Origin of the sequence: Ottowia flava, from assembly GCF_008017535.1 — a bacterium.
GTDB classification, from domain to species: Bacteria; Pseudomonadota; Gammaproteobacteria; order Burkholderiales; family Burkholderiaceae_C; genus Ottowia; species Ottowia flava.
Genome location: NZ_VRUA01000005.1, coordinates 30,463 through 54,908, shown reverse-complemented (window position 1 = coordinate 54,908; position 24,446 = coordinate 30,463). Strand labels below are relative to the sequence as shown.

The following is a 24,446-nucleotide window of genomic DNA, read 5'->3' as shown; positions in this document are numbered from 1 at the left end:
GGCCGGCGCGAGCAGGGCCAGGCAGCGCCGGGTCGTCCAGAATGCTATTAAGTTGGTAGCTTTTTGCGCAGGTGGTTGTAGGGCTAGGGCCGAATTTTGTTGAAAAATTGACCATGGAAGCGCCCACCAGCCTGTTCTCCCAACCCGCCCTCCAGGCCGCGCTGCTGGCCGCGGCAGGCGCGCTGGCGTATTGGCTGAAGGATGTGCCCGGCCTGCTGATCGGCTGGGGCAAGCGCTTTTTCATCAGCACCCTCACCGTCGATTCGCGCGACGAATTCCTCTTCCCGGCGCTGATCGAATACATGGACCGCCACCCGGGTCTGCGCGGGGTCAACCAGTTCACCGCGCGCAGCGTGCGGCGCGGCAGCGAATACCAAAGTCTGCAGGACGACTTGCGCAACGGCCAGCCGCCGCGCGCGTTTCTGAGCCCGGGTGAGGGCGTGCACATCCTGCGCGTGGATGGGCGCTGGCTGTGGTTGAAGCGAGAGCTGCAGGTCGGCCAGACCGTGTTTGAGAAAGTCAGCCTGTCCACCTTTGGCCGCGCACCCGACTTCTTGGAGCGCTTTCTGCAAGCCGCCATCGCCGCCCGCGCCGCGCGCGAGACGGATTCGCTGTCGGTCTACATCCCCAACCCGTTTCATGGCGGCGACTGGATGCGCGCGCGCCTGGGTTCACGCCGACCGCTGGCCTCGGTCGTGCTGAAAGCCGGGCAGGGGGAGGCGCTGCTGGGCGACCTGGAGCGCTTTTTTGCCAGCCGCGAACGCTACGCCCAGCTGGGCATTCCCTGGCGGCGCGGCTACCTGCTGTATGGACCACCGGGCACGGGCAAGACGTCGCTGGTCACCGCGCTGGCGAGCGAGCTGCACCTGAACGTCTGCACCCTCAGCCTGGCCAGCCCCATCGTCACCGACGAGAAGATCCACACCTTGCTGGCCGCCGTACCGCAGCGCTCGCTGCTGTTGATCGAGGACGTGGACGCGTTCTTCCGCGAACGCGACGCGGCGCACGCGCAGGTCAAGCTGTCCTTCAGCGGCTTCCTGAACGCGCTGGACGGTGTCGCCACGCAGGAGGGCACGGTGCTGTTCATGACCACCAACCACGCCGAGCGCCTCGACCCGGCGCTGATCCGCGCCGGCCGCATCGATGAGCAGGTGGAGTTGGGCTTTGCCGACGCGGACCAGCTGCGCCGCCTGTACCTCAAGTTCGACCCCAACCCGGCCGCGGCCGACGCCTTTGTCCGCGCCAACGCGGGTCAGGCGCGCTCGCCGGCGGCGGTGCAGGGGGAGTTGATGGCCAGGTTTGGGGCGGCATCGACATCGGCACCGACAGCGGCCCGATAAGTGGTTCGGCAGAGGCGCGGCCAGTCCGGGGCACGGTACCGTTGCCGCGTCCGCGCTGGACCGCCGGAGGCTAGCGCGAGGCCGCCAGGGTGGGCTGGCCGGCTTGCCCTGCGGCACCGCCAGTTCCACCAGTGCCGCCCGCGCCATCAGCAGCACCGGCAGCTCCGGCACCGTCACGGCTGCGCGTATCCGGCCGCGCCGAACGTGCGGGTGGGACGGGAATGGGCTTCAAGCCGCTGGCGGGGCGCACCTGCATGGGTTTGCCGCCGCTGCAGCGTGCCTGCTGGTACACGGTCCGCCCATGCGCGTCCGGGCAGCGGTAAATCTGTGCGTGGGCGCTGCTGGCACACGCGGCGCCCAGCAGCACGGTGACGATGGGGAACCGCATCCAAGTCTCCTCAAGTTGCGGACCAGTGTAGCGGCGCTGATGGGGTGGGCAGATGGGTGCAGGGCGACGGATTGTTCGGCGCAGACCCTGGCGACGCCTGCCGCCGCGTCGTGCTGAACGTCGGTGCAGCGGCGCACCCGCCGCAGGGCTACCATCGGCCATGCGCAAAACTTTTCCCCTGACCGCAGAAGGCAAGCACCCCGACCGCCTGCTGGACGCCACCAAGCACGAAATCCGCAAGTACCTGAAGCGCGAGCGGCGGCGGGAATTGCCGGCGGGCATGGACTACTGGGCGTTCGACTGCCGCTTTGGCCCCACGCAGGACGACGCGCAGCCGGTGCATGTGGCGGCGATCATCGAGCGCATTGACGAAACGGTGGCGGCCGGCGCGCCGCAGTTCTACGTTGAGATCCTGGCGCGGGCAGCGCAGCGCCAACACCGGCCGCAGGGCGAGCACGGCGGGTATGCCGATCCCGCAGGCGCCGAGACCGACGGCCCGGTGCGCCGCCGGCACCACGAGGCCGAGGACTGAGCGACGTGGGCGGAAGCGGCGCCGCCGGGCCACCTTAGGAAAACGCGTTCTTGAACTTGGCCTTCAGGTCGTCCCAGGCGCTTTCCAGCTTTTCCTTGGTTTCGGCGTGGCGCTGCTCGCGCAGCACGCGATTGGCCTCCTTCGACGCGGCTTCCACGGCGTCGGCGGCCGCGGCCACTTCCACCCGCACTTCTTCAGCCGACCGGCGCAGCACGGTGCCGCCGGATTGGGCGGCAAACGCGTCCAGCGCTTCGGTCGTCGGCTCGTCCACCTCCATCACCAATGCGGTGCCGCCGGGCGGGATGGATTTGCTCATCGCCGCCAGGACGGAGGTGCTGTCGACCGCCTTGTCCATGTCGACCAGCGAGCCGAACAGCGCGCCGCCGGCCCAACCCAGCAGCACGCCCAGCGGGCCGCCCAGCACGCCGATGACCATGCCGATCAGGCTGCCGCCCAGCGTGCCCATGCCGACGACGTTCTGGTTGCCGTCTTTGATGACGAAGCCACCGTCCGTCTTGCGCTCCAGCACGTAGGCCTGACGCAGGTTGAAGTTCCAGTTGCCGGTGGTGATGTCGTTCAGTGCCTTATAGGCTTTGCTGGGTTCGTCCCAGGTGATGAGGTCGATGTTGGTGGCCATGTCCGAATCCTTTCAATGCAAAGAAAGTGTGCGCCCGCTGCGTGCGAACCGCCAGTGCAGGGCGCCTTTGGCTCCGGCAGCACCGTGACACAACTGCGACACGGCCTGGCTATCTTGTCGGCCTTCGGGTTGCGGGCGGCGCGGGTCCAGGCCGCGCCGGTGCGTCGGACAAAGCCGGGCTGTCAGGCGAGGCGATGTCGCCGGGGCTTGATCGCGTCAAAGGCCCGGTCACCCGAAAAGGGTTTCAGCGCGGGTCTGACGATGGGCGCCGTCTGCGAACAACGGTGTTCGCAGGCACCTATTGAGGCATAGCAAAAAACCGGGTGCCGAGAGCGTGGCGCGGCGCGCAACCGATGGAGCACGCTTAGCACTCGCCATCAGCCGTGTTGCCTGGCGCTAGGCCGACGAGCCGCCAGGTTTGCTGGCCTGAGCAGCGGCGGCGCGCAGCTTGTCTTTCTTGCTGGGCCGCTTGCCCTTGATGCCGCCGTTGCCCTGCGCCTCGGTGCGGGCGGGGGCTGTGGCGACTTCGACGCCGGTGGGCTCGAATCCGGCGACGCGTTCCAGCGGGAGGTTCAGCCCTTGCCGTTGGGCGATCAGGCGCCAATGCGCCGCGTTGTTCGGGGTGACCAGGCTGATGGCCTCGCCCGACTGGCCCGCGCGGCCCGTGCGGCCAATGCGGTGCACGTAATCGACGGGCGAGCGCGGCAGGTCGTAGTTGACGACCACCGGCAGCTCGGCAATGTCGATGCCGCGCGCGGCCAGGTCGGTGGTGATCAGCATGTCCCACTGGCCATTCTTGAACTCTGCCAGTGTCTGTTGGCGCGCGCCCTGGCTTAAGCCCCCGTGGAAGGAGGTGGCGTACAGCCCGCGCTGGCGCAGTTTGGCCGCCACGTGCTCGGCCGCGTGCTGCGTGGCGACGAAGACCAGCGCCTGCGTCCAGCCTTGGTCGGCAAACAGGTGGCGCAACAACTCGGTGCGGCGCGCGGTGTCGACCGCGATGGCGCGCTGGGCGATGTCGGGGGTGTGTATGGGCGACTCGGCCACGCTGACGCGCACGGGGTCGTGCAGCAGGCTGGCGGCCAGCGCTTCGACCGCGGGCGGAAAGGTGGCCGAGAAGAACAGGTTCTGCCGCCGCGCGGGCAAGAGCGCCAGCACGCGCGCCAGCTCGTCGGCAAAACCCAGGTCGAGCAGGCGGTCGGCCTCGTCCAGCACCAGCGTCTGCACGGCGTCCAGCTTCACGGCGTTGTGATCTGCCAGGTCGAGCAGCCGCCCGGGCGTGGCGACCAGCACGTCGGTGCCGCCGCGCAAGGCCTGCATCTGCGGGTTGATGGAGACGCCGCCATAGGCCTCAACCACCCTGAGGCGCGGCGTGAGATGGCGGGCCACTTCGCGCACCACGCCGCCTACCTGCACGGCCAGCTCTCTCGTCGGAACGAGCACGAGGGCGCGGGCGTGGTTGCTCTGGCGCTGAGAAGGGTCATCGATCAGGCGCTGCAGCAGCGGAAGCGCAAACGCCGCGGTCTTGCCAGAGCCGGTCTGGGCCGAAGCCAGCAGGTCGGCACCGCGCAGGACCGCCGGGATGGCCGCGGCCTGCACTGGCGTGGGCGTGCCGAAACCGGCGGCGGTGGCGCCTTGGGCGAGAGGGGCGCTCAGGCCGAGCGCATGGAAGTCAGGGGTCATCAGACAGTCAGGGAGAGCGGCGCAGGCGGGACGGCGAAAGCAAGGCCAGGTTGTCGATGACGGCTTCATCCATGTCGCGCCGGCGGCCGAGGAGCCCCTTGGTCAGCAGGCTGGTTTGCAAGGTCTTGAGGTCCTTGATGGAAGGGGCGATTTTGATCTGGGCGATCACGGCGCGGGTGTTGCCGGTGTGGAGCAAGGCGAGGATCTTGCTGGTCCACGGGGAGGGTTTGACCATGGTGCCATTGTCGCCGCCGGAACGGTTCGCTATCGGAGGGGGCCGTGGCAAAAGGCGCGCGCCGGGTATCGGCTCAGACGCTAAAGGGCAGGAGGCCCCATCGTCGCCGGTCTTCGCTATGATGGTTTGCAGCCATCAAAAATGATAGCTGTCTGCGCAGGTGGGACTACGACTGAAGACCTAAGTGATAAGTATTTCAGTCAGACCCCACCAAAGTCTTAAGGGAGACCGACAAATGATTCGACGGAGCTTTGCCGCGCTGAGCGCGGGCCTGACCTTGATGGCACTGACCGGGTGCGCATCGCTGCACACCATGCCGTTCGCCAACGCGACGGAGAAGCTGGAAGACAAGCAGACGGCGATCTACCTGCTGATGGTGACGATGGAGAACCAGTACCGGTCCTACGATCAGCCGACGTTTTTGGGTGTCATCGTCGATCGCCGCGTTGGCGATCAGTGGGAGCGCGAGAGTCACACGATGGACATGAACGGCGTGGTCGTGGTGCCGGGCGCGCCGGTCAACAGCTACGCGGCCCGGCTGGCGCTGGCGCCAGGCGAATACCGTTTGCGCACGCTGTACGGCAACAGCTATTCGCCCCTGGGCAATACCCATTTCTACGCGCCGCTGTACGCGCCGCTGTCGGTGCGCGAATCGCGGGGGGTGGCTTACCTGGGCAATGTTCGCGCCACCTTGCGGCAGGCCAAGGCGGGCGCCCCGGCGCCCACGCAAGAAGCGGCCAGCTTTGACGTGGTGATCACCGACGGCTGGCGCACGGACGAGGCCGCCTTCCGCAACCAGTTCCCTGTCTTGGCCAAGGCGCCGATTCGCAAGGCGGTGCTACCGCCCTACGATCGCGCGCGGGTGGCGCGGGAAGTGGCCCGCGACCCCGGCAAGTAGACGGTTGCGCCGCCCGGCCGCTCAGGCGTGCTTGTCGTCGCGCGTGTGGGGTGGTTGAACCGACCACTCGGGCGGCTCGTCCGTTCCGGCGTCTTCGTCCCGCTCGGCGTCGTCGAACGTGCCATGGACCTTACCGGCCGCGTGGTGCACCGGCGCGTAGACGGCGTACAGACGCATGGGCTCGCTGCCGGTGTTGATCACGTCGTGCCAGGTGCCGGCGGGCACCATGATGCACCAGCCGTCTTCCACGTCCTGCGTGAAGTTCAGGTTGTCCTTGCTTGGGCCCATGGTGCACCGGCCCTGGCCAGCGTCCAGGCGCAGGAACTGGTCGGTGTCGGGGTGCGCTTCCAGGCCAATGGATTGGCCGGGCTCGATCGACATCAGCGTGACCTGCAGGTACTTGCCGCTCCAGGCGACGGTGCGGTAGTTGGCGTTGTCCTTGGTGGCGTTTTCCAGATCAAACGAGTTCGGCTTGGGGCCGACGTCCTGGACGACGGGTTTTTGGCTCATGTCGGGGCTCCATAGTGAAAGGTCAGGCGCCGCAGCGCAGTGGCGCGGCAATGGAAACAACGGGTCATCGTAGCGACTTGGCAGGGCGGCTGGCGCAGAAGGCGCTCTCGGCAGAGCGCAGACGGGGGCGCATCCTGCCCGCCCCGACGCTCGAGTCGCCGCGCTCAGGCGTCGGCCGTCAGCGCCGCCAGCTCTTCCCGGGTGAAACCGGCCATCTGGCGTGCCAGCGTGTTGAACGGGCCGCGCAGGCGCGGCGCGGCGTAGTGCCGGACCAACTGGCGGTAGTGCGCCACCGGTGCCAGACCCTGGCGCGCGCACAGCCAGCCGTACCAGTGGTTGCCGATGGCGACGTGGCCGATTTCGTCGCGCAGGATGATGTCCAGGATGTCGCACGCGGCAAGGGCGTCGGGCGTCCCCACGGCGCGCAGCTTGGCCTGGATCAGAGGCGTGGCATCCAGGCCGCGCGCTTCCAGCGTGCGCGGCACCAGCGCCATGCGCGCGGTGATGTCGCCGCTGGTGCGCTCGCACATCGCCCACAGGCCATCGTGTGCGGGGAAATCGCCGTAGCGGTGGCCATGGTGGCGCTGCAGGTGGTCGTGCAGCAAGCTGAAGTGGTAGGCCTCCTCGATCGCCACGCGCAGCCAGTCGCGGTAGAAATCCTCGGGCATGTCGGCAAAACGCCAGATGGCGTCCAGCGCCAGGTTGATGGCGTTGAACTCGATGTGGCAGATGGCGTGGATCAGCCTCGCGCGCCCTTCCGGCGTGTGCACGCTGCGCTGCGGCACGAGCTTGGGTTCGATCAGCTGCGGTTGTGCAGGTCGGCCTGGCAGCGGCATGGGCACACTCACGGCGGCCTCGGGAGCTATCAAAACCGTAGCTGCCTGCGCTTTCAGGGCGCCGACCAGCGCCAGTTTTTGTTCCAAATCGGCTTCGCAGAGGGCCTCTAGGGCGAGGGGACGCAACTCCATCCCTAGAATTGTAGGGATCGGGACGCGCGGTTCCGACACCGAACCCTCAAGGAGATCGAGCGATGGCGCAGTATGAAATCGATGGCAAGGCGCCGCAGGTTGACCCGACCGCGTGGATCGCCGAGTCGGCCGAGGTAATGGGCGCGGTAACGCTGGGGCCAGACGCGAGCGTGTGGTTCGGCTGCGTGCTGCGCGGCGACACAGAAACCATGACCATCGGCGAGGGCAGCAACATTCAGGACCTGAGCGTGCTGCACGCTGACGTGGGCCAGCCGCTGACGGTGGGCAGGCACGTGACGGTGGGCCACAAGGTGATGCTGCACGGCTGCACGATTGGTGACGAATCGCTGATCGGCATTGGTGCCGTGGTGCTCAATGGCGCGAAAATCGGCAAGAACTGCTTGGTGGGCGCTGGCTCGCTGGTGACCGAGGGCAAGGAATTTCCCGATGGGAGCATGATCGTGGGCAGCCCGGCGCGCGCGATCCGCCAGCTGACACCCGAGCAGATCGAGGGGCTGCGCCAGAGCGCCCAACACTACATCGACAACGCGCGCATGTTCCGCGCCACGCTCAAGAAGCTCTAACTGCGGCCCGCGCAGGCGCCGCCCCATTGATAAGTTGGCCTCAGCGCCCCATATTGGCCCCATGTCCGAACTGCACAAATTCATCTTCGATGGCCTGCCGGTGCGCGGCCAGCTGGTGCGCCTGACCGATGCCTGGCAGGACGTGCTGCGCCGCCGCGCCGCCAACACCCAGACTGGCGCTCACCCGCCTCCCGTGGCCGAACTGCTGGGCGAGATGACCGCCGCGGCCGTGCTGATGCAGGGCAACATCAAGTTCGATGGCGCGCTGATCATGCAGATCATGGGCGACGGCCCGGTCAAACTGGCGGTGGCCGAGGTGCAGAACGACCTGCGTCTGCGCGCCACGGCCTCGGTGATCGGTGCGGTGCCGCCCGGCACGCGGCTGCCCGCCATGGTGAACGCGCGCGGCAACGGGCGCTGCGCCATCACGCTCGACCCGCGCGATCGCCAGCCTGGCCAGCAGCCCTACCAAGGGGTGGTGCCCCTGAACGACGCCGAGGGCGCGCCCCTGGGCGATCTGGCGGCCGTGGTCGAGCACTACATGCGCCAGTCCGAACAACTGGACACCACCCTGGTGCTGGCTGCCGATGAGCAGGTGGCGGCCGGCATCCTGATCCAACGCCTGCCAGGGCAGGGGCAGGACAACCTGACGCAAAGCAACGTGGCGCGCGAGGAGGCTGACGACGACACCGATGACGATTACCAGCGCATCGCCATCCTGACCAAGAGCCTGAAACGCGAGGAACTCCTGGGCCTGGACGCCGACACGATTTTGCGGCGCCTGTTCTGGGAGGAAAAACTGCTGCGCTTCGAGCCGCACGTGGGCGCTTCCGGGCCACGCTTTGCTTGTTCCTGCAGCCGCGACCGCATGGCCGCGATGCTCAAGGGGCTGGGCGAGGAAGAAACGCAGTCGGCCCTGGCCGAAATGGGCCAGATTGAAGTGGGCTGCGACTTCTGCGGGCACCAGGAGCGGTTCGATGCGGTGGACGTGGCCCGGCTGTTCACGCCAGCGGCGCAGCGCTCGCCGCAGCCGAAGTCGGTGCAGTGAAGCCGCCTTCAAGCTGCCGCGTGCCCATGGGGCGCTGAACTTCGACATGCACGAAGGTAACTGGTGAGCGTTGAGTCGACGACATCTGCCGGACCACGACCCGGTAACGCACCTGTGGCGCGCGCTCTGCGCTTCGACGTCATCACACTGTTTCCTGAGCTGTTCGGTTCTTTCACGCAAGCAGGCGTGATCCGCCGGGCGTTCGACAGCGGGCAAGTCGAGCTGCGCCTGTGGAACCCGCGCGACTACGCCGAGGGCAACTACCGGCGTGTGGACGATCGCCCCTTCGGCGGTGGCCCGGGCATGGTGATGATGGCCGAGCCGCTGCTGCGCTGCCTGGAGGCGATTCGCGCCGAGCGCGCCGACGCCGCGGGCGCGGAAGCCCCGCTGGTGCTGTTTTCTCCCATCGGCACGCCGTTGCGCCACACCGCTGTGGCCGACTGGGCTGCCGGACAGGGCGCCATCCTGCTGTGCGGTCGCTACGAGGGGATTGACCAGCGTTTTGTGGATCGCTACGTGACCCAGCAGATCAGCCTCGGCGATTTCGTGCTGTCGGGCGGTGAGATCGCTGCGCTGGCGTTGATCGACGCCGTGGCGCGGCTGCAGCCGGGGGTGCTGAACGACGAAGGCAGTCACCAGGCCGACAGTTTCAACCCGGCGCTGGACGGTTTGCTGGACTGTCCGCACTACACGCGGCCGGAAGTGTGGGCGGGTGAGCGCGTGCCGGCCGAATTGCTGAGCGGCCACCATGCGCAGATCGAGCGTTGGCGGCGTGAGCAAAGCCTGGCGCTCACGGCACAACGCCGGCCGGATCTGCTGGCCAAAGCGCGTGCGGACGGGCGGCTTTCTCGGGCGGACGAGGCGTATCTGCGTCACTTGGAACGCCCCGTTGCGCCCGATTAGGTGGCGGGTGCAGCTTGGGGCGCTATAATGGCGGGCTTTGTCGATCCTCTGCCAGCCGCGGCACGTACAAAAGCTGACGGGTTTTGCCTGCCAGTTGCCGCCCCTAGCGTAGCGTGTGCACGATCGAGATCGGAAACCCATGAACCTGATTGAGACCCTCGAAAAAGAGGAAATCGAGCGCCTCGGCAAGAACATCCCCGAGTTTGCTCCTGGCGACACCGTGATCGTCAGTGTGAACGTCGTTGAAGGCAGCCGCAAGCGCGTGCAGGCCTACGAAGGCGTGGTGATTGCCAAGCGCAACCGCGGCCTGAACAGCGGCTTCACCGTGCGCAAGATCTCCAGCGGCGAAGGCGTGGAGCGGACGTTCCAGACCTACAGCCCGATCATCGCCAAGATCGAAGTCAAGCGCCGTGGCGACGTGCGCCGCGCCAAGCTCTACTACCTGCGCGAGCGCAGCGGCAAGTCGGCCCGTATCAAGGAAAAGCTGCCCAGCCGCGTGGCCAAACAGGTCAGCGACGCCGCGTAATCGGCCGTTGCGATGTGCCAGACGTCGTCTGGCACAGTCAGAAAAAGCCGCCTGCCGTTTCGGCGTCAGGCGGTTTTTTCATGGGCGCTCGTCTGTCTCCGGTGCCCTCGCCGCGCTCGGGTCGTCTGCGCGCCCTTCGGCTGAAAACCGAAGGCCAACGCCCGGCTCGGTGAAGATGTAGCGCGGTGCCGTCGCGTCGTCACCCAGCTTATGGCGCAGCTTGCCAACCAGAATGCGCAGGTAATGTGTGTCGTCTTCGTGCGTCGGGCCCCACATTTCGCGCAGCAACTGGCTTTGCGTTAGCAGCCGGCCTGGCTGACGCACCAGCATCGCCAGCAGAGCGAACTCCTTGCGTGTAAGCGCGATGGCTTGGCCGGCCAGCACGACCTCCCGGGCCGCCAGATCGATGCGGAGATGGCCATCGTCGTAGTTGCGTGACACGTCTTCAGCGGCGGGTGCTTTGGCGCGCAGAAATGCCCGGATGCGCGCCATCAGCTCGCCGATGCCGAAAGGCTTGGTGACATAGTCGTTGGCGCCGGCGTCCAGCAGCGCGACCTTCTCCGTCTCATCCGAGCGCACGGTGAGCACGATCACCGGCACTTCCGACCACTGGCGCAACTCCTTCAGAACACTGTGGCCGTCCTGGTCTGGCAGGCCGAGATCGAGCACCACGATGTCCGCGCCCTGGCTGGCCAGCAGCGTCAGGCCTTCGTTGCCCGTGGCCGCCAGTAAGGTGGCGTAGCCTTGCGAGCGCAGGCTGATGTCGACAAATTTGCGGATCTGCGGCTCGTCGTCGATGACCAGCACGCGGGTGGGGGTGTCGTGAGGGTTGGGGTCGTTCACGGCCTCAGTCTGCCACGGGCGCGGGCTCCCCCGCTGGCAGCGTGATGCGCACCGTGGTGCCCCGGCTGTCTGGGCCGGGTAGCGCCTGCACTTCGCCCATGTGGGCGCCAACGATGGCTTGGACGATGCTCAGGCCCAGTCCGGTGCCGTGCTTGCCTCGATCGCCGCGCTCCATGCTGTAGAACATGTCAAAAATGCGGTGGCGCTCGTCCTCCGGAATGCCAGGCCCCGCATCGGTCACGTCAATGGCTATGTGGTTCTTGTCGACGCGATGCCCTCGTACCCTGATCGGCACCTTTGGTGGCGAGAACTTGGCCGCGTTCTCCATGACGTTGAAGACCGCCTGTTCGATCAGTGCAGGGTGCACGTGAATCAGGCCGATGTCGGGGGTGATCTCCGTTTCGATCTTCAGGCCGGGTTCGTAGCGCTGCAGACGGTGCGCGGCAGAGCCGATCAGTTCGTCCACACCGATCCAGTCGCGCACCAGCGTCAGGCCTTGCTGGCCCAGTCGCGTCATGTCGAGCAGGTTCTGGATGTAGCGGTCAAGCCGCTCGCCCTCGGTATGGATGGTGGCCAGCAGGCTCGTACGATCGTCCGCGCTCATGTCTTGACCGTAGCGTGACAGGCTGTCGGCCGCGCCGATGATCGACGCGAGCGGCGAACGCAGGTCGTGTGACACGGATGCCAGCAGCGCTGAGCGCAGACGCTCGGTTTCGCCGGAGACTCGGGCTTCTTCGAGATCGGCCACCAAGCGAGTGCGCAACGCGGCCTGGCCGATGTCGTCGGCCATGCTTTCGGCCAAGCGGCGCTGCTCAAACGGCAAGCGCGCCAGATCGGCCGCCAAGCGCAAGGCCACCACACCCAGCGGTTTGCCGTCGGACAGCACCGGCAAAAACCACCAGCGGCTGTGCGTCAGCGTGTCGGTGAATCGCCCTGCGGGCTGTCCGTGCTGTTGGCACCAGTCGGCCGCGGCGCGATCCTTGTCGTCGAGTTGGGGCGCACTGTTGCGCGGCCCTTCTTCGGGGCCCAGCTGCATCCACACCTGCGCACCCAGACTGGCTTCCATCACTGACGCGCCTGCGGTGATCACCTGACCCAGATCGGCGGCGGCTGAAAGCTGCCGGGCGAGGCGTTGCATGGCAGTGGCGTGCGTGTTGGCGGCCCGCAGCGACAGCACCTGCGTGCGCAGCCGAGAGGCCAGGCGCCCTGCGATCAGCGCGGCCGCCATGAACAGAGAAACTGTCGCAATGCCGCGTTCTGCGCCAATGCGCAGGGTGAAGCGCGGTTCGATGAACAGGTAGTCGTAGGCCAGAAAGCACAGCACCGCCGTGACGACCGACGCTGCCATGCGCGTGCGCGAGGCGACCAGGAGCACCGCAACCAGGAAGATGGTCGATAAATCCTCCAGCCCGACCCAACGTTCGGCCAATGCGGCTGCCGCTATGGCGCCCACGGTGGTCAGTGTGACCAGAACCGACTCCCGGCGGGTGAGCCCGTCGCCGAAGTAGCGCGAGCGCTGCATCGCCCGACTGCGCGTGAGAGGTGTCCCGACGATCGTGAGTTCGTAGCGGTCACCGCGTGCCAGCAGTTGCTGTGTGAGCGTGCGGTTGAAGATGCGCGCGATGGGCCGCTCACGCGTTCGGCCGATCACGATGGACTTCGCGCTGCGCGCAGCAGCGGCGTCAAGCAACGCTTGTGCTACGTCGTTGTCGTACAGCACGGCGGTATCGCCACCGAGTGCGCGTGCCAGCGCAAAGGCCCTGTCGACTTCGAGTTGCCGGGTCTGCGCGGTCTGCGTGCCGAGCCGCATGGCACCGGACCGCATGGGCGCGCCAGCGCTGGCCGTGGCTGACTGCCCGGTGTCGACCGTGACCACGGTCCACGGTGCGCCACGCCTTTCCGCGATGCGCGCGCCCGCGCGCACCAGGTATTCGGACTGACCCCGTCCGTCGATGGCGATCAGCACGTGGCGTTGCAGCGCGACTGGCTCCAGGCCGCGTGCGATGCGGGTTTCGCGCAAGTCGTTGTCGACATGCTCAGCCACGGTCTGCATGGCCAGTTCACGCAGGGCGGTGAGGTTGGAAGGCGTGAAAAAGGCCTGCAGCGCCTGTGCCGCATGGTCAGGCAGGTAGACCTTGCCCTGGTTGAGCCGCTCAATCAGCTCGCGTGGCGGCAGATCGACCAGGCGCATGTCGCGCAATCGGTCGAACACCGCGTCCGGCACGGTCTCGCTGACCCGCACGCCGGTGATCTGGTGCACGACGTCGTTCAGGCTCTCCAGGTGCTGGATGTTGACGGTGGTGAAGACGTCGATACCGGCGTCGAGCAGCTCCTCCATGTCCTGCCAACGGCGCTCGTGGCGGCTGCCGGGCGCGTTGCGATGAGCCAGCTCATCCACCAGCACGATGGCGGGCTTGCGCTCAAGCAGGCCATCGAGGTCCATTTCCTCGAGAAAACGGCCGCGGTACTCGACCCGCTGACGGGGCAGGCGCGGCAGGCCTTCGGCCATTGCTTCGGTCTCGCTGCGTCCGTGGGTCTCGACGATTCCGGTCACGACGTCAACGCCCTGACGGTGCAACTCGCGCGCGCGCGCCAGCATTGCGTAGGTCTTTCCGACGCCCGGGGCGGCGCCCAGAAAGACCGTCAGTCGACCGCCTTTCTGTCGCTGCAGTTCACCGATGAGGGCGTCAGCCTGAGAATTGTTCTGAGCGGGCATGCAGGGTGAAGAGCGGCTCGAGGGAAGGGCAGTCTGGCACAGCGTGGTTCGCTGCCGTCGATATCGTCATCAAGCGACTACTGGAACGTCAGCGATCCGGTGTGCCGGAAGGCTGCGATTCGCTGGCTGCGTCGAGTGCCAGATTGAGCAATAGGACATTCACACGCGCCTGACCGAGAACGCCCGTCTGACGCGGCTCGGTATGCTCGGCGACCAGGCGCTCGACGTCGCTGGGCAGCAGTCCGCGCGACCGGGCAACGCGGCCCACCTGCACGGCGGCGCCCTCGGGTGTGATGTGCGGGTCAATGCCGCTGCCCGACGAGGTAACGAGTTCGTTCGGTACGGTGGATGGATCGACTTTCTCGCGCTGGGCCACCGCTGCTCGTGTTTCGGCCAGGCGCTGGCGCATCTCCGGGTTGGTTCGGGCCTGGTTGCTGCCACCCAGCGCCATGGGGTTGAAGTCCGCAGCAGAGGGGCGGGGCTGGAAATACCGCTCGTTCGCGAACGGCTGTGCGACCAGGGCCGAGCCGACGACGCGCCCATCATGCTGAATGACACTGCCGTTGGCCGTCGCCGGAAACAGCGCCTGGCCAACGCCGACCCCTGCGAGAGAGTAGAGGAAGCCGAAGCCGGCCAGGGTGACGACGGCCAGGCCAAGCGCGCCACGCAGAGCGCCGTGGTCGTCCAGCGCCGAGCGTGCAGGCGCCGAGGCCGGAGGCGTGATTTCAGTGTGTGCCATGGTCAAACCTCAAAACGTGAACAGGGTGGCAAGAAGCATGTCAATCAGCTTGATGCCAATGAAGGGCAGAATCACGCCCCCCACGCCGTACACCAGCATATTGGTGCGCAGCAGCTCGGTGGCGCTGGCGGGCTTGAAGCGCACGCCGCGCAGGGCCAGCGGGATCAATACCGGAATGATGATCGCGTTGAAAATCAGCGCAGACAGCACCGCGCTGGTGGGACTGGATAGGCGCATCAGGTTGAGTGCCGCCATCTGCGGCACAGATGCAGCGAACAACGCAGGCAGGATGGCGAAGTATTTCGACACGTCGTTGGCCAGCGAGAAGGTGGTCAGCGCGCCCCGCGTGATCAGCTGTTGTTTGCCGATCTCCACCACGGCCAGGAGCTTGGCAGGGTCATTGTCCAGATCGACCATGTTGCCTGCTTCCTTGGCGGCCTGGGTGCCTGAGTTCATGGCCAGACCCACGTCGGCCTGGGCGAGTGCCGGGGCGTCGTTGGTGCCGTCGCCCACCATGGCGACCAAGCGCCCGGCCTGCTGCTCGGCCCGTATCCTCGCCAGCTTGTCCTCGGGGCGGACTTCGGCGATGTAGTCGTCCACGCCGGCGTCGGCCGCGATGCTGGCGGCGGTGAGTTGGTTGTCGCCGGTGATCATCACCGTGCGCACACCCATCTCGCGCAGACGCGCAAAGCGCTCCTTGATGCCGTGCTTGATCACGTCGGAAAGCTCGATCACGCCCAGCACATGACGTCCGTCGCACACCACGAGCGGGGTTGCACCCTTGCGTGCCACGGTCTGCACGCGCGCTTCCAGCTCGGCCGGCACGGCGCCGCCCAAGCTGCGCACATATTGCGCGATGGCGTCGAGGGCCCCTTTGCGAATCGTGCGGCCGCCTTCGAGATCGATGCCTGACATGCGCGTCTGGGCGGTGAACGCCACGAAGCTCGCGTGCTCGGGCTCGACCAGGGTCTCGCCTTGTTCGCGCGCCAGCGCCACGATGGATTTGCCCTCAGGCGTCGGGTCAGCGAGCGAACTCAGCATCGACGCGTTGCGCAACTGGGCGGCGTCGACCCCTGCCATGGGATGGAAGGCGGTTGCCGCGCGGTCTCCGTGCGTGATGGTGCCCGTCTTGTCCAGCAACAGCACGTCCACATCGCCCGCCACTTCGACCGCCTTGCCCGACTTGGCGAGCACGTTCGCTTTCAGCGCTCGGTTCATGCCAGCGATGCCGATGGCGGGCAGCAGGCCGCCAATCGTGGTCGGTATCAGGCATACGAGCAGCGCCACCAGCAGCACCACATCGAACTCTATCTTCACGAAGCTGCCGATGAAAGGCAGCGTGACGACAACGGTCAGAAAGGTGACGGTCATCACCACCAGCAGGATGCCCAGGGCGATTTCGTTGGGTGTTTTCTGGCGGTTGGAGCCTTCCACCAACGCGATCATGCGGTCCAGGAAGCTGTTGCCCGGCTCGGCCGTGATCTGCACCACGATGTGATCGGACAGCACCTTGGTACCGCCGATCACGCCTGAGCGGTCGGTGCCGGCCTCGCGCAACACGGGGGCCGATTCACCGGTGACGGCAGCTTCGTTGATGGTGGCCACACCTTCGACGATTTCACCATCGGCCGGGACCAGTTCGCCCTCGGCCACTTCGACCAGATCACCTGGCCGCAGCGCCGCTGCCGGCACCGTGGTGGTGGCTCCCGACTTGTCGCGCAGGCGCGCCGTCAGGTCCTTGCGGGCCCGGCGCAGCGACGCTGCCTGGCCGCGTCCGCGCGCTTCGGCCACGGCTTCAGCGAAGTTCGCAAACAGCACGGTAGCCAGAAGAATGAGCGTGACGGCCCAGCCGAAGACCGGCTGTGTCCAGCCCGCGATGGTGGCGACGGCAGTCAATACCGTGCCCAGCCAGACCACCGCCATCACGGGGTTGCGGATCATGTGCTGTGGTGCCAGCTTCAGGAACGCGTCCTTCATGGCCGGGCCCCAGGTCTGCGTGGCCAGCGGACCGCTGGCGCTGTGTTCTGAATGAGAAGAGTTACGCATGGAAATTCCTTCGGGCGAAACGGTTTACCGGGCCAGCAGCGTGTTCAGCGTGAGGTGGTCGGCCACAGGGCCGAGCACGAGCACCGGCATGAACTGCAGCAGCGTCAGGATCAACACGATGCCGATCAGCGTGAGGCCGAAGGTCAAGGTCTCCACGGGCAGGGTGCCTGCCGTTTGCGGTGCGCGGTGCTTGGCCGCCAGCATGGCGGCGATGGCCAGCGGAATCACCAGCGAGGGGAAGCGACCGAGCGCCAGCACGATGGCGCAGCTGACGTTCCACCAGACGGTGCTGTCGCTCAGGCCCTCGAAGCCCGAACCGTTGTTGGCGAAAGCCGAGACGTATTCATAGAACACCTGACTGATGGCGTGGAAGCCCGGATTGGTGTTTCCGGTGATGGCGGGAATCGCCAGCGTGACGGCCGTGAAGCCCAGGATCACCAGAGGTTGAAGCAGCACCAGCACTGCCAGCAGACGCACCTCGGGCCCTTCGATCTTGCGACCCAGCAGTTCCGGCGTTCGGCCGGTCATCAGGCCGGCCAGGAACACGCTCAGCATCAGGTAGACGATGAACTGCTGCAGCCCGCAGCCGACGCCGCCCCAGATGGCATTGATGAGCATGTTGACCATCGAGACCATGCCGGTGAGGGGTGCCGACGAGTCCAGCATCAAGTCCACCGAGCCGTTGTTCACCTGGGTGGTCATTGATGCCCAGATGCCCGACGCATCGGGGCCGATCCGCACCTCCTTGCCCTCCATCAGCGCGGGATCGAGCGAAGTGGCTGAGTAGCCTTCCGACCACAGCGCCGCACCCAAGGACGCGATGGACAGCGTCAGCATCACGCCCAGCACCAGTGCACCGAAGCGGCGACGCCCGGTGAACGGCCCGACCATGAACACGATGGCGACCGGCACCAGGCCGATGGCCAGCACCTCCAGCAAGTTCGACAGCGGTGTCGGGTTTTCCAGCGGCACCGTGCTGTTGGGCCCGTACCATCCGCCCCCATTGCTGCCCAGCTGCTTGATGGCGACCATGGGCGCGACCGGGCCCAGCGGGATCTTCTGCTCTTTCATGCCCGTCGATGCGTCAATGGGCGTGGCCACCGGGCCGGCAGCCAGTGTGGCGGGCACGCCCTGCCAGGTCAGCAGGGCCGACCACACGAGGCACAGCGGCAGCATGAAGCGCAGCGTGGCGCGTGTCACGTCCACCCAGTAGTTGCCCACATCGATGCTGGCAGCATCCCGTTCGCCTTGGGCTTCGGTCGTGTGGCGCCCGCCAAACAGGCCGCGCAGGGTCGCCACGGCCATCGCCAGCCCCATCACGGGGGTGATCACCTGCAGGCCGACGATGCCGGTCATCTGCGACAGATAAGACAACTGGGCCTGACCGGAGTAGTGCTGCTGGTTGGTGTTGGTCAGAAAGGACACCATGGTGTGCAGCGCGAGGTCCCACGACATGTTGGGGATGCCGTCGGGGTTGAGCGGCAGCCACGCCTGCGTCATGAAGATCACCCAGACGATGATCGCCAGCACCAGGTTGCTCAGCAGGAAAGCGCCGGCGTACCCGCGCCAGCTCATGCCGGTGTCGGCGCGCGCGCCCAGCAGCCGGTAGATCGGCCGCTCAACCCAGGCGAAGACGCCGTCGCCGGGCAGGCGGTCGCCGCGCATCACCGCTGCCAGGTAGCGCCCCAGCGGCCAGCCCAGCAACAGCAGCAGCGCGAGCAGCAAGACAAGTTCAATCATGGTCAATCACTCCAGGGGGAAAGCGCGGGTCATCAGAAAGCTCCCTGCAGGGCCAGTTCGGCGCGCGTGCCGGCCATGCCGGGAAAAAGGCGCCGCGCGGCCGCATCGGTGGCGTGCACGGTCAGCCGAGCCTCGAAAGGCGCCTTGAAAGCCCACACCACGCCGACCGAGCCGTGCGTGTAGCTGGGCGCATGGGCGCGATCGAGCAGGTAGCGCGCGAGCGTGACTTCTGCGCGCCACTGCTCGTTGAGCGGATGGCGTGCCCCCAGCAGCACGTAGGTGCCGTGGCCACCGCTGGCCATGGCGTTGCTCGAGTGGCCGACGGACAGCCAGGCACGGTCGCGCCAGGACAGCGCCAGATTCACCTCGTTCCAGTTCAGTGCGGCGTTGGCGCGCGGGTATTGATAGCGCAGGCCATACAGGTCCAGCGCCCAGTCGTCGGACAGCTTGCCCGCCCATCCCAGCGCCAGATCGAATTCACTGGCGGCGCCGTTATCGGGCCGGAACTTGACGTTGGAGCCCCACACCGAGGCGTACAGCCCTGACGGAAGCGCGTATTTCACGCCCACCTGCGCAGCGGGTGACTGACGGGTCTGGGACGAGCCGCGCCAGACATAGTCGGTGGTCAAGGTGACGGTGCCCGAAAACTGGGCGGCTGCACTGGTGGGGCAGCTCAGGAAGATCATGCCGCCCGTCGCTGCGGCAAGCGCAGACAGGGGCCGAATCGGTGCGGATCGCATAGCCAATGGAAACAGTCGGATGGCGAAATTGCCGATTCAAAGTATTCGTCCGAGGCCCGTAAACTTTCCATTCGTGAACGGCCGGTGGCCATAAGTTCTGCGTAAATTTTTGGGGCGCGCGGGCGGACTTTTGGGCTGCTGGCGGACGCCAGCAGCGCGCCCTGCAGGGCCAGGCGGGATTGGTCACAATCGTCGGTTCCCTCATGCGCCCATGACCTCGTTCACTCCCCTGTCCAAGCTGCCCAACTTCGATCCCCGCCGCGTGCCCATCACTGGCGTGGATACCCAGCTGCCGGCCATCCCGGCCGAGCGCCTGACACCCGACGCGTTGCGTGCGCGGTTTCAGCAGCCGCCCGCCTGGCAGCCCGAGTTGCGGCAGGAGCCGCGCTTCGCCGACCGGGCGCCAGCGGCAGCCGCCGTGCTGGTCCCACTGGTCGAGCGCGCCGGTGGCCTGTCGGTCTTGCTGACCGAGCGCACGCAGAATCTGTCGACCCATTCCGGCCAAGTTGCCTTTCCCGGCGGCAAGGTCGATCCGGAAGACGTGGACGTGGACGATGCGGCGCTGCGCGAAGCGCAGGAAGAGGTCGATCTGCCGCGCAGTCACGTCGACGTGATCGGCCGACTGCCCGTCTACATCACCGGCACGCAGTTCATCGTCACGCCCGTGGTGGCGTTGGTGCGGCCCGGTTTCGTGCTGCATCCCAACCCCGACGAGGTGGCACACGCCTTTGAGGTGCCGCTGGCGTTCCTGATGAACCCTGCGCACCACCGCCGTCACCGGCTGGAATGGGAGGGCAACGCGCGCGAGTGGTTCTCGATGCCTTACATTGAGCGCGTGCAGGTCGAGCCGCGCGCCGGTGAGTCGCCGCCGACACCCGACACCGAGGTCGAGCGCTTCATTTGGGGCGCCACGGCCGGCATGTTGCGCAACTTCTACAGGTTCCTGGCCGCATAGCGTTCGGTGCGCAGGCCCGCCGCGGGGCTGACTATCATTCCGCCATGGCCTTGTTCGCGATCGTGATGGCACTCCTGCTGGAGCAGGTGCGCCCGCTCGCGCCGGGCAATCCGGCCGCGGCACAGCTGCGGCGCTGGGTGCGCGGCGTCGGCCACGCGGTGGACGCCGGCGGCCGCCAGCACGCTTGGCTGGCCTGGACGCTGGCCGTTATCGTGCCGGCGCTGGCCGTGATGGGTGTGCACTGGCTGTGCCTGTGGCTGGCCGGCTGGCCGCTGGCGCTAGCGTGGAACGTGGCGGTGCTGTACCTGACGCTGGGTTTTCGCCAGTTCAGCCACCATTTCACCGGCATCCGCGACGCGCTGGACGCGGGCGACGAGGAGCGCGCACGCCAGTTGCTCGCGCGCTGGCAGCAGGTCGACGCCAGCGCGCTGCCGCGCAGCGAGATCGTGCGCCATGTCATCGAATATTCCGTGCTGTCGGCGCACCGCCACGTCTTTGGCGTGCTCGCCTGGTATTCGGTGCTGTCGATGCTGGGCCTGGGGCCGGCGGGCGCGGTGTTCTACCGCAACGCCGACTTTGCGGCCGGCTACTGGCGGCGCAAGCTGCAGTCGGCCGACCAGCCGATCAGCGCGGCCCTCGGCACGCTGGCGGCTGCGGCGTGGCGCGCCATCGACTGGCTGCCTGCGCGCATGACGGCGCTGGCCTTCGCCATCGTCGGCAGTTTCGAGGACGCGATCGACGCCTGGCGCCAGTACGCCACGCGCGAAGGCAACGTCAACGACGGCGTGATCCTGGCGGCGACTTCCGGTGCCATCGGCGTGCGGCTGGGCGGCGCTGCCCTGCGGCCGGTGCCGCAGGCGGTGGGCATCGGCCCGCTGCCGTTGCCTGCCGACCTGAACGACGAACTGCCGGGCGAGCCCGCCATCCCTGCGCATTTCACGCAGGTGGTGGGCCTGGTGTGGCGCACCGTGGCGCTGTGGCTGCTGCTGCTGGTGCTGCTGACGCTGGCGCACGTATTGGGTTGAGTGGCAAATCGGCCTGTCGCGCTACAGCCACCTACGCAGCCAGCTATTGAATAGGTAGCGAATGTGACGTGGCGCCACGGCATCCGGACAGGCGGGCGCCAAAACGCCGTGTCCCGGTGAATTCATAGCCAAATTGGCCAGAAGCCGTACAACCACCTGCGCAGCCAGCTCCGAGTTTCATAGCGCTTCTGCCGATGACGCCAGGTGCTCCAGCAACAGGCGCGCGGCCGGCGGCAGCAGCGCTTCGTCGCGGCAGAAGAGGGCAAAGCGCCGCTCGGCCCAGGCGTCGGTCAGCGGCGTGATGGTCAGACCGAACGCGTTGGCGAAAGGCGTCGCCAGTTCGGCCGGCAGCACGGCGATGGCCAGACCGGCGCGCACCACGCGCAGCGCCGCGTCAAACGTGGCGGTCACGCCGCGGTAGCGGATCGGCTGGCCCGCCAGCGCGGCGGCGCGCTGCAGCATCACCTGCACCGCGCTCTCGGGCGGCAGGCTGACGTGCTCGTACGCCAGGGTCTGCGTCAACGCCAGCTGCGGCTCGCCTGCCAGCGGGTGGCCGGCCGGCAGCACCACGGCCAGCCGGTCGCCGCGCCAGGGCCGGGTGTGCAGTCCGCGCAGGTCGGCCGCGTCCCAGCAGACACCGATCGAGGCGCTGCCTTCGCGCACGGCGCGCAGCACTTGCGTGCTGACGCCTTCCTCAATGTCGACGCGAATGGCGTGGTGCCCGGGCGCGGCCAGAAACGCCGCGACGTCGTCGGCCAGCGATTCCGCAATGGCCGACTGCGTGGCCAGCACCCGCACATGGCCGCGCACGCCCGCCGCGTAGCCGGCCATGTCGCGCTCGATCTGCGCGGTGCGGGCGAGCAGGGCGCGCGCGTGTTCCAGCAGCGTGTCGCCGGCGGGTGTGGGCTCCACGCCGCGGCGCCGACGCAGCAGCAGCGGCGTGCCCACGGTGTCCTCCAGTGCTGCCAGCCGCTTGCTGATCGCCGAGCCGACGATGGCCTGCTGCTCGGCCACGCGGGCGATGCTGCGCTGCTCGCAGACGGCAACGAAGAGGCGCAAAGAGGTCAGGTCGAGGTCGCGCATGGTCTTGATGTTCCTGATCGGAACTTTAACGATTCCAAAAGAGATTTGGTGAATCAATTGGGAATACCTAGACTGCCACGCCAGACACATCATCAGGAGACAGCCTTCATGACCCTCGCCACGCCCCCGCGCGCCGTGGTTCGCGAAGTCGGGCTGCGCGACGGCCTGCAGGCCATCGCCCGCACCTTGCCGACCGCGCACAAGCGCCAGTGGCTGCGCGGCGCGCACGCCGCCGGGCTGCGCGAAATCGAGGTTGGCTCCTTCGTGCCCGCCAAGTACCTGCCGCAGCTGGCCGACACGGCCGAACTGGTGGCGTTCGCGAAGACGCTGCCCGGCCTGTTCGTGTCGGTGCTGGTGCCCAACCTGCGGGGGGGCGAGGCGGCGATGGCCAGCGGCGCCGATCTGATGGTGCTGCCGCTGTCGGCCAGCCACGCGCACAGCCTGGCCAACCTGCGCAAGACCCCGGACGAGGTGGTGGCCGAGGCCGCGCGCATCCGCGCCGCGCGCGACGCCGCGGGGGCACACACGCTGCTGGAAGGTGGCGTGGGCACCGCCTTCGGCTGCACGATCCAGGGCGAGGTCTCACCGGCTGAGGTGCTGCGGCTGCTGCAGGCGCTGCTGGACGCAGGCTGCGACCGCGTCAGCCTGGCGGACACCGTGGGTTACGCCGATCCGGCGGCGGTGAGCCGCCTGTTCGAAGCGGCGCGCCGGATCGCCGGCGACCGCCTGTGGTGCGGGCATTTCCACGACACGCGCGGGCTGGGCCTGGCCAACGTGGTGGCCGCGCTGCAGACCGGCGTCACGCGTTTCGACGCCTGCCTGGGCGGCATCGGCGGCTGCCCGCACGCGCCCGGCGCCAGCGGCAACGTCAGCACCGAAGACCTGGCCTTCATGCTGCAAAGCATGGGCATCGACACCGGGCTCGATCTACCGGCGCTGCTGGCGCTGCGGCGCGACCTGGCCGGCTGGCTGGACGGCGAAGCGCTGTACGGCACACTGTGGCGCGCTGGCCTGCCCAAGACCTTGCAGGGCCGCGCCGCCGCTACCGTCTGACCGCCAGGAGCCTCTTGCCATGACCGAATCCGCCCCGCCCAACCGCCGCCTGCCGCTCGCCGGCCTGCGCGTCGTCGAGTTCACGCACATGGTGATGGGCCCGACCTGCGGCATGGTGCTGGCCGACCTGGGGGCCGAGGTGATCAAGGTCGAGCCGATCCAGGGCGACCGCACGCGCCACCTGCTGGGTTCGGGCGCGGGCTTCTTCCCGATGTTCAACCGTGGCAAGAAAAGCATCGCGATCGACCTGCACCGGCCGGAAGGCGCCGCCGTGGCGCGAAGGCTGGCGCTGAGTGCCGACGTGGTGGCCGAGAACTTCAAGCCCGGCACCATGCGCAAGTACGGGCTGGACTACGCCAGCCTGTCGGCGCAGGACCCGCGCATCATCTACGTCAGCTGCAAGGGCTTTCTGCCCGGCCCGTACGAGCACCGCACCGCGCTGGACGAGGTGGTGCAGATGATGGGCGGGCTGGCCTACATGACCGGCCGCCCTGGCGACCCGCTGCGCGCCGGCACCAGCGTGAACGACATCATGGGCGGCATGTTTGGCGCCATCGGCGCGCTGGGCGCACTGATCCAGCGCGGCATCACCGGCCGCGGGCAGGAGGTGCAGAGCGCCCTGTTCGAGAACAACGTGTTCCTGGTCGGCCAGCACATGCTGCAGTACGCCATCACCGGCGAGCCGGCGGCGCCGATGCCCGACCGCATCTCGGCCTGGGCGGTGTACGACGTGTTCACGGTCAAGGATGGCGAGCAGATCTTCCTGTGCGCCGTGAGCGACGCGCAGTGGGCGGTGTTCTGCGACCTGCTGGGCTTTGACGACCTGAAGGCCGACCCGCGGTACCACGACAACAACGCCCGCGTGCGCCTGCGCGCCGAGCTGCTGCCGATCCTGCGCGAGCGCCTGGCCACGCGCAGCGCGGACGAGCTGGCCACGGCGTTCGAGCGGGCCGGCCTGCCGTACGCGCCGATCCGCAAACCCGAAGAGCTGTACGACGACCCGCACCTGCGCGCCACCGGCGGCCTGGCCGACGTCACCCTGACCGACGGCGAGCGCACCGGCCAGACCGCCCAGACCACGCTGCTGCCGATCACCCTGGACGGCCAGCGCCTGGGCGCGGGCGCGCAGCCGCCGCGCATGGGGCAGGACACGACGGACCTGCTCAACGGTCTGGGCTACAGCGCTACGGAAATAGAAGCGCTCTGCGCAGATCGGGCGGTCGCCTGAGGCCGAAAACATTCCCAACCAAGCATTCC

At 67.6% G+C, this 24,446-nt stretch carries 24 protein-coding genes; 11 read left to right on the top strand and 13 right to left on the bottom strand.

The genetic code is table 11. The features are described from left to right. Positions 1–113: 113 nt before the first annotated feature. Positions 114–1,340, top strand: a complete 1,227-nt coding sequence (locus FVQ98_RS07505) for an AAA family ATPase (protein WP_147912821.1) — start codon at positions 114–116, stop codon at positions 1,338–1,340. Between the two features lie 70 nt (positions 1,341–1,410). Here the strand turns inward: FVQ98_RS07505 and FVQ98_RS07500 are convergent, their stop codons facing one another. After that, complete coding sequence (locus FVQ98_RS07500) at positions 1,411–1,728, bottom strand: DUF4124 domain-containing protein (protein ID WP_187265667.1); 318 nt, start codon at positions 1,726–1,728, stop codon at positions 1,411–1,413. 160 nt (positions 1,729–1,888) lie between these two features. Between FVQ98_RS07500 and FVQ98_RS07495 the strand changes: the two genes are divergently transcribed. Continuing rightward, positions 1,889–2,260: a DUF6172 family protein gene (locus FVQ98_RS07495; RefSeq protein ID WP_222707581.1), complete on the top strand. Its 372-nt coding sequence runs from the start codon at positions 1,889–1,891 to the stop codon at positions 2,258–2,260. A gap of 34 nt (positions 2,261–2,294) precedes the next feature. Here the strand turns inward: FVQ98_RS07495 and FVQ98_RS07490 are convergent, their stop codons facing one another. From FVQ98_RS07490 to FVQ98_RS07480, 3 genes are all read right to left on the bottom strand, one after another. Next, on the bottom strand, positions 2,295–2,897 hold the full coding sequence (locus tag FVQ98_RS07490; RefSeq protein ID WP_147912819.1) for a DUF1269 domain-containing protein: 603 nt from the start codon (positions 2,895–2,897) through the stop codon (positions 2,295–2,297). Positions 2,898–3,293: 396 nt separating this feature from the next. Next, positions 3,294–4,577 (bottom strand): DEAD/DEAH box helicase, encoded by a 1,284-nt coding sequence (locus FVQ98_RS07485; RefSeq protein ID WP_147912818.1) that lies wholly within the window; start codon positions 4,575–4,577, stop codon positions 3,294–3,296. 7 nt (positions 4,578–4,584) lie between these two features. After that, positions 4,585–4,812 (bottom strand): hypothetical protein, encoded by a 228-nt coding sequence (locus FVQ98_RS07480; protein ID WP_147912817.1) that lies wholly within the window; start codon positions 4,810–4,812, stop codon positions 4,585–4,587. Positions 4,813–5,047: 235 nt separating this feature from the next. On the opposite strand from FVQ98_RS07480, the gene FVQ98_RS07475 reads away from it, so the two are divergent. Beyond that, positions 5,048–5,710 carry a hypothetical protein gene (locus FVQ98_RS07475; RefSeq protein WP_147912816.1) on the top strand — a complete coding sequence of 221 codons (663 nt, stop codon included), beginning with the start codon at positions 5,048–5,050 and terminating at the stop codon, positions 5,708–5,710. 21 nt (positions 5,711–5,731) lie between these two features. Here the strand turns inward: FVQ98_RS07475 and FVQ98_RS07470 are convergent, their stop codons facing one another. Then, positions 5,732–6,220, bottom strand: coding sequence for a cupin domain-containing protein (locus FVQ98_RS07470; RefSeq protein WP_147912815.1), 489 nt, complete (start codon positions 6,218–6,220; stop codon positions 5,732–5,734). Positions 6,221–6,384: 164 nt separating this feature from the next. After that, complete coding sequence (locus FVQ98_RS07465) at positions 6,385–7,188, bottom strand: ferritin-like domain-containing protein (protein ID WP_147912814.1); 804 nt, start codon at positions 7,186–7,188, stop codon at positions 6,385–6,387. Positions 7,189–7,250: 62 nt separating this feature from the next. Between FVQ98_RS07465 and FVQ98_RS07460 the strand changes: the two genes are divergently transcribed. The 4 genes from FVQ98_RS07460 to rplS all read left to right on the top strand — a co-directional run bounded on the left by FVQ98_RS07460 (position 7,251) and on the right by rplS (position 10,249). Then, positions 7,251–7,772 (top strand): gamma carbonic anhydrase family protein, encoded by a 522-nt coding sequence (locus FVQ98_RS07460; RefSeq protein WP_147912813.1) that lies wholly within the window; start codon positions 7,251–7,253, stop codon positions 7,770–7,772. Positions 7,773–7,833: 61 nt separating this feature from the next. Continuing rightward, complete coding sequence (gene hslO, locus FVQ98_RS07455) at positions 7,834–8,820, top strand: Hsp33 family molecular chaperone HslO (protein WP_147912812.1); 987 nt, start codon at positions 7,834–7,836, stop codon at positions 8,818–8,820. Positions 8,821–8,946: 126 nt separating this feature from the next. Then, the gene (trmD, locus tag FVQ98_RS07450; protein ID WP_147912927.1) at positions 8,947–9,723 is read left to right on the top strand and encodes a tRNA (guanosine(37)-N1)-methyltransferase TrmD; all 777 of its coding nucleotides are present in this window, start codon (positions 8,947–8,949) and stop codon (positions 9,721–9,723) included. Positions 9,724–9,862: 139 nt separating this feature from the next. Then, on the top strand, positions 9,863–10,249 hold the full coding sequence (gene rplS, locus FVQ98_RS07445) for a 50S ribosomal protein L19 (RefSeq protein WP_147912811.1): 387 nt from the start codon (positions 9,863–9,865) through the stop codon (positions 10,247–10,249). A 78-nt stretch (positions 10,250–10,327) separates the two neighbouring features. Here rplS and FVQ98_RS07440 read toward each other — a convergent pair whose 3' ends face one another. The 6 genes from FVQ98_RS07440 to FVQ98_RS07415 form a co-directional block, all read right to left on the bottom strand. Beyond that, the gene (locus FVQ98_RS07440) at positions 10,328–11,092 is read right to left on the bottom strand and encodes a response regulator (protein WP_147912810.1); all 765 of its coding nucleotides are present in this window, start codon (positions 11,090–11,092) and stop codon (positions 10,328–10,330) included. Positions 11,093–11,096: 4 nt separating this feature from the next. Then, positions 11,097–13,808 carry a sensor histidine kinase gene (locus tag FVQ98_RS07435; RefSeq protein WP_147912809.1) on the bottom strand — a complete coding sequence of 904 codons (2,712 nt, stop codon included), beginning with the start codon at positions 13,806–13,808 and terminating at the stop codon, positions 11,097–11,099. A gap of 88 nt (positions 13,809–13,896) precedes the next feature. After that, positions 13,897–14,547: a potassium-transporting ATPase subunit KdpC gene (kdpC, locus tag FVQ98_RS07430; RefSeq protein ID WP_147912808.1), complete on the bottom strand. Its 651-nt coding sequence runs from the start codon at positions 14,545–14,547 to the stop codon at positions 13,897–13,899. Positions 14,548–14,556: 9 nt separating this feature from the next. Continuing rightward, positions 14,557–16,524: a potassium-transporting ATPase subunit KdpB gene (gene kdpB / locus FVQ98_RS07425; RefSeq protein ID WP_255507690.1), complete on the bottom strand. Its 1,968-nt coding sequence runs from the start codon at positions 16,522–16,524 to the stop codon at positions 14,557–14,559. A gap of 93 nt (positions 16,525–16,617) precedes the next feature. After that, positions 16,618–18,333, bottom strand: a complete 1,716-nt coding sequence (gene kdpA / locus FVQ98_RS07420; protein WP_147912806.1) for a potassium-transporting ATPase subunit KdpA — start codon at positions 18,331–18,333, stop codon at positions 16,618–16,620. 32 nt (positions 18,334–18,365) lie between these two features. Next, entirely contained in the window at positions 18,366–19,019 is a 654-nt protein-coding gene (locus FVQ98_RS07415; RefSeq protein ID WP_222707580.1) for a TorF family putative porin, read from the bottom strand. A 265-nt stretch (positions 19,020–19,284) separates the two neighbouring features. On the opposite strand from FVQ98_RS07415, the gene FVQ98_RS07410 reads away from it, so the two are divergent. Beyond that, complete coding sequence (locus FVQ98_RS07410) at positions 19,285–20,028, top strand: NUDIX hydrolase (protein WP_147912804.1); 744 nt, start codon at positions 19,285–19,287, stop codon at positions 20,026–20,028. A gap of 44 nt (positions 20,029–20,072) precedes the next feature. Continuing rightward, the gene (locus FVQ98_RS07405; RefSeq protein ID WP_147912803.1) at positions 20,073–21,053 is read left to right on the top strand and encodes a CobD/CbiB family protein; all 981 of its coding nucleotides are present in this window, start codon (positions 20,073–20,075) and stop codon (positions 21,051–21,053) included. 177 nt (positions 21,054–21,230) lie between these two features. On the opposite strand, the gene FVQ98_RS07400 is transcribed toward FVQ98_RS07405, so the two are convergent. Beyond that, positions 21,231–22,136, bottom strand: coding sequence for a LysR family transcriptional regulator (locus FVQ98_RS07400; RefSeq protein ID WP_147912802.1), 906 nt, complete (start codon positions 22,134–22,136; stop codon positions 21,231–21,233). A 108-nt stretch (positions 22,137–22,244) separates the two neighbouring features. On the opposite strand from FVQ98_RS07400, the gene FVQ98_RS07395 reads away from it, so the two are divergent. Both FVQ98_RS07395 and FVQ98_RS07390 read left to right on the top strand, forming a co-directional pair. Beyond that, the gene (locus FVQ98_RS07395) at positions 22,245–23,189 is read left to right on the top strand and encodes a hydroxymethylglutaryl-CoA lyase (RefSeq protein WP_147912801.1); all 945 of its coding nucleotides are present in this window, start codon (positions 22,245–22,247) and stop codon (positions 23,187–23,189) included. Positions 23,190–23,208: 19 nt separating this feature from the next. Continuing rightward, positions 23,209–24,417, top strand: coding sequence for a CaiB/BaiF CoA transferase family protein (locus FVQ98_RS07390; RefSeq protein ID WP_147912800.1), 1,209 nt, complete (start codon positions 23,209–23,211; stop codon positions 24,415–24,417). The last annotated feature ends 29 nt before the right edge of the window (positions 24,418–24,446 follow it).

Coding starts and splice junctions, on each gene's coding strand:
- FVQ98_RS07505 (WP_147912821.1), top strand. CDS start 114: ATGGAAGCGCCCACCAGCCTGTTCTCCCAACCCGCCCTCCAGGCCGCG.
- FVQ98_RS07410 (WP_147912804.1), top strand. CDS start 19,285: ATGACCTCGTTCACTCCCCTGTCCAAGCTGCCCAACTTCGATCCCCGC.
- FVQ98_RS07415 (WP_222707580.1), bottom strand. CDS start 19,019: ATGATCTTCCTGAGCTGCCCCACCAGTGCAGCCGCCCAGTTTTCGGGC.
- FVQ98_RS07475 (WP_147912816.1), top strand. CDS start 5,048: ATGATTCGACGGAGCTTTGCCGCGCTGAGCGCGGGCCTGACCTTGATG.
- hslO (WP_147912812.1), top strand. CDS start 7,834: ATGTCCGAACTGCACAAATTCATCTTCGATGGCCTGCCGGTGCGCGGC.
- FVQ98_RS07395 (WP_147912801.1), top strand. CDS start 22,245: ATGACCCTCGCCACGCCCCCGCGCGCCGTGGTTCGCGAAGTCGGGCTG.
- FVQ98_RS07435 (WP_147912809.1), bottom strand. CDS start 13,808: ATGCCCGCTCAGAACAATTCTCAGGCTGACGCCCTCATCGGTGAACTG.
- FVQ98_RS07490 (WP_147912819.1), bottom strand. CDS start 2,897: ATGGCCACCAACATCGACCTCATCACCTGGGACGAACCCAGCAAAGCC.
- FVQ98_RS07480 (WP_147912817.1), bottom strand. CDS start 4,812: ATGGTCAAACCCTCCCCGTGGACCAGCAAGATCCTCGCCTTGCTCCAC.
- FVQ98_RS07460 (WP_147912813.1), top strand. CDS start 7,251: ATGGCGCAGTATGAAATCGATGGCAAGGCGCCGCAGGTTGACCCGACC.
- FVQ98_RS07495 (WP_222707581.1), top strand. CDS start 1,889: ATGCGCAAAACTTTTCCCCTGACCGCAGAAGGCAAGCACCCCGACCGC.
- FVQ98_RS07390 (WP_147912800.1), top strand. CDS start 23,209: ATGACCGAATCCGCCCCGCCCAACCGCCGCCTGCCGCTCGCCGGCCTG.
- FVQ98_RS07470 (WP_147912815.1), bottom strand. CDS start 6,220: ATGAGCCAAAAACCCGTCGTCCAGGACGTCGGCCCCAAGCCGAACTCG.
- FVQ98_RS07405 (WP_147912803.1), top strand. CDS start 20,073: ATGGCCTTGTTCGCGATCGTGATGGCACTCCTGCTGGAGCAGGTGCGC.
- FVQ98_RS07465 (WP_147912814.1), bottom strand. CDS start 7,188: ATGGAGTTGCGTCCCCTCGCCCTAGAGGCCCTCTGCGAAGCCGATTTG.
- kdpB (WP_255507690.1), bottom strand. CDS start 16,524: ATGAAGGACGCGTTCCTGAAGCTGGCACCACAGCACATGATCCGCAAC.
- FVQ98_RS07485 (WP_147912818.1), bottom strand. CDS start 4,577: ATGACCCCTGACTTCCATGCGCTCGGCCTGAGCGCCCCTCTCGCCCAA.
- FVQ98_RS07500 (WP_187265667.1), bottom strand. CDS start 1,728: ATGCGGTTCCCCATCGTCACCGTGCTGCTGGGCGCCGCGTGTGCCAGC.
- rplS (WP_147912811.1), top strand. CDS start 9,863: ATGAACCTGATTGAGACCCTCGAAAAAGAGGAAATCGAGCGCCTCGGC.
- kdpA (WP_147912806.1), bottom strand. CDS start 18,333: ATGATTGAACTTGTCTTGCTGCTCGCGCTGCTGCTGTTGCTGGGCTGG.
- FVQ98_RS07400 (WP_147912802.1), bottom strand. CDS start 22,136: ATGCGCGACCTCGACCTGACCTCTTTGCGCCTCTTCGTTGCCGTCTGC.
- kdpC (WP_147912808.1), bottom strand. CDS start 14,547: ATGGCACACACTGAAATCACGCCTCCGGCCTCGGCGCCTGCACGCTCG.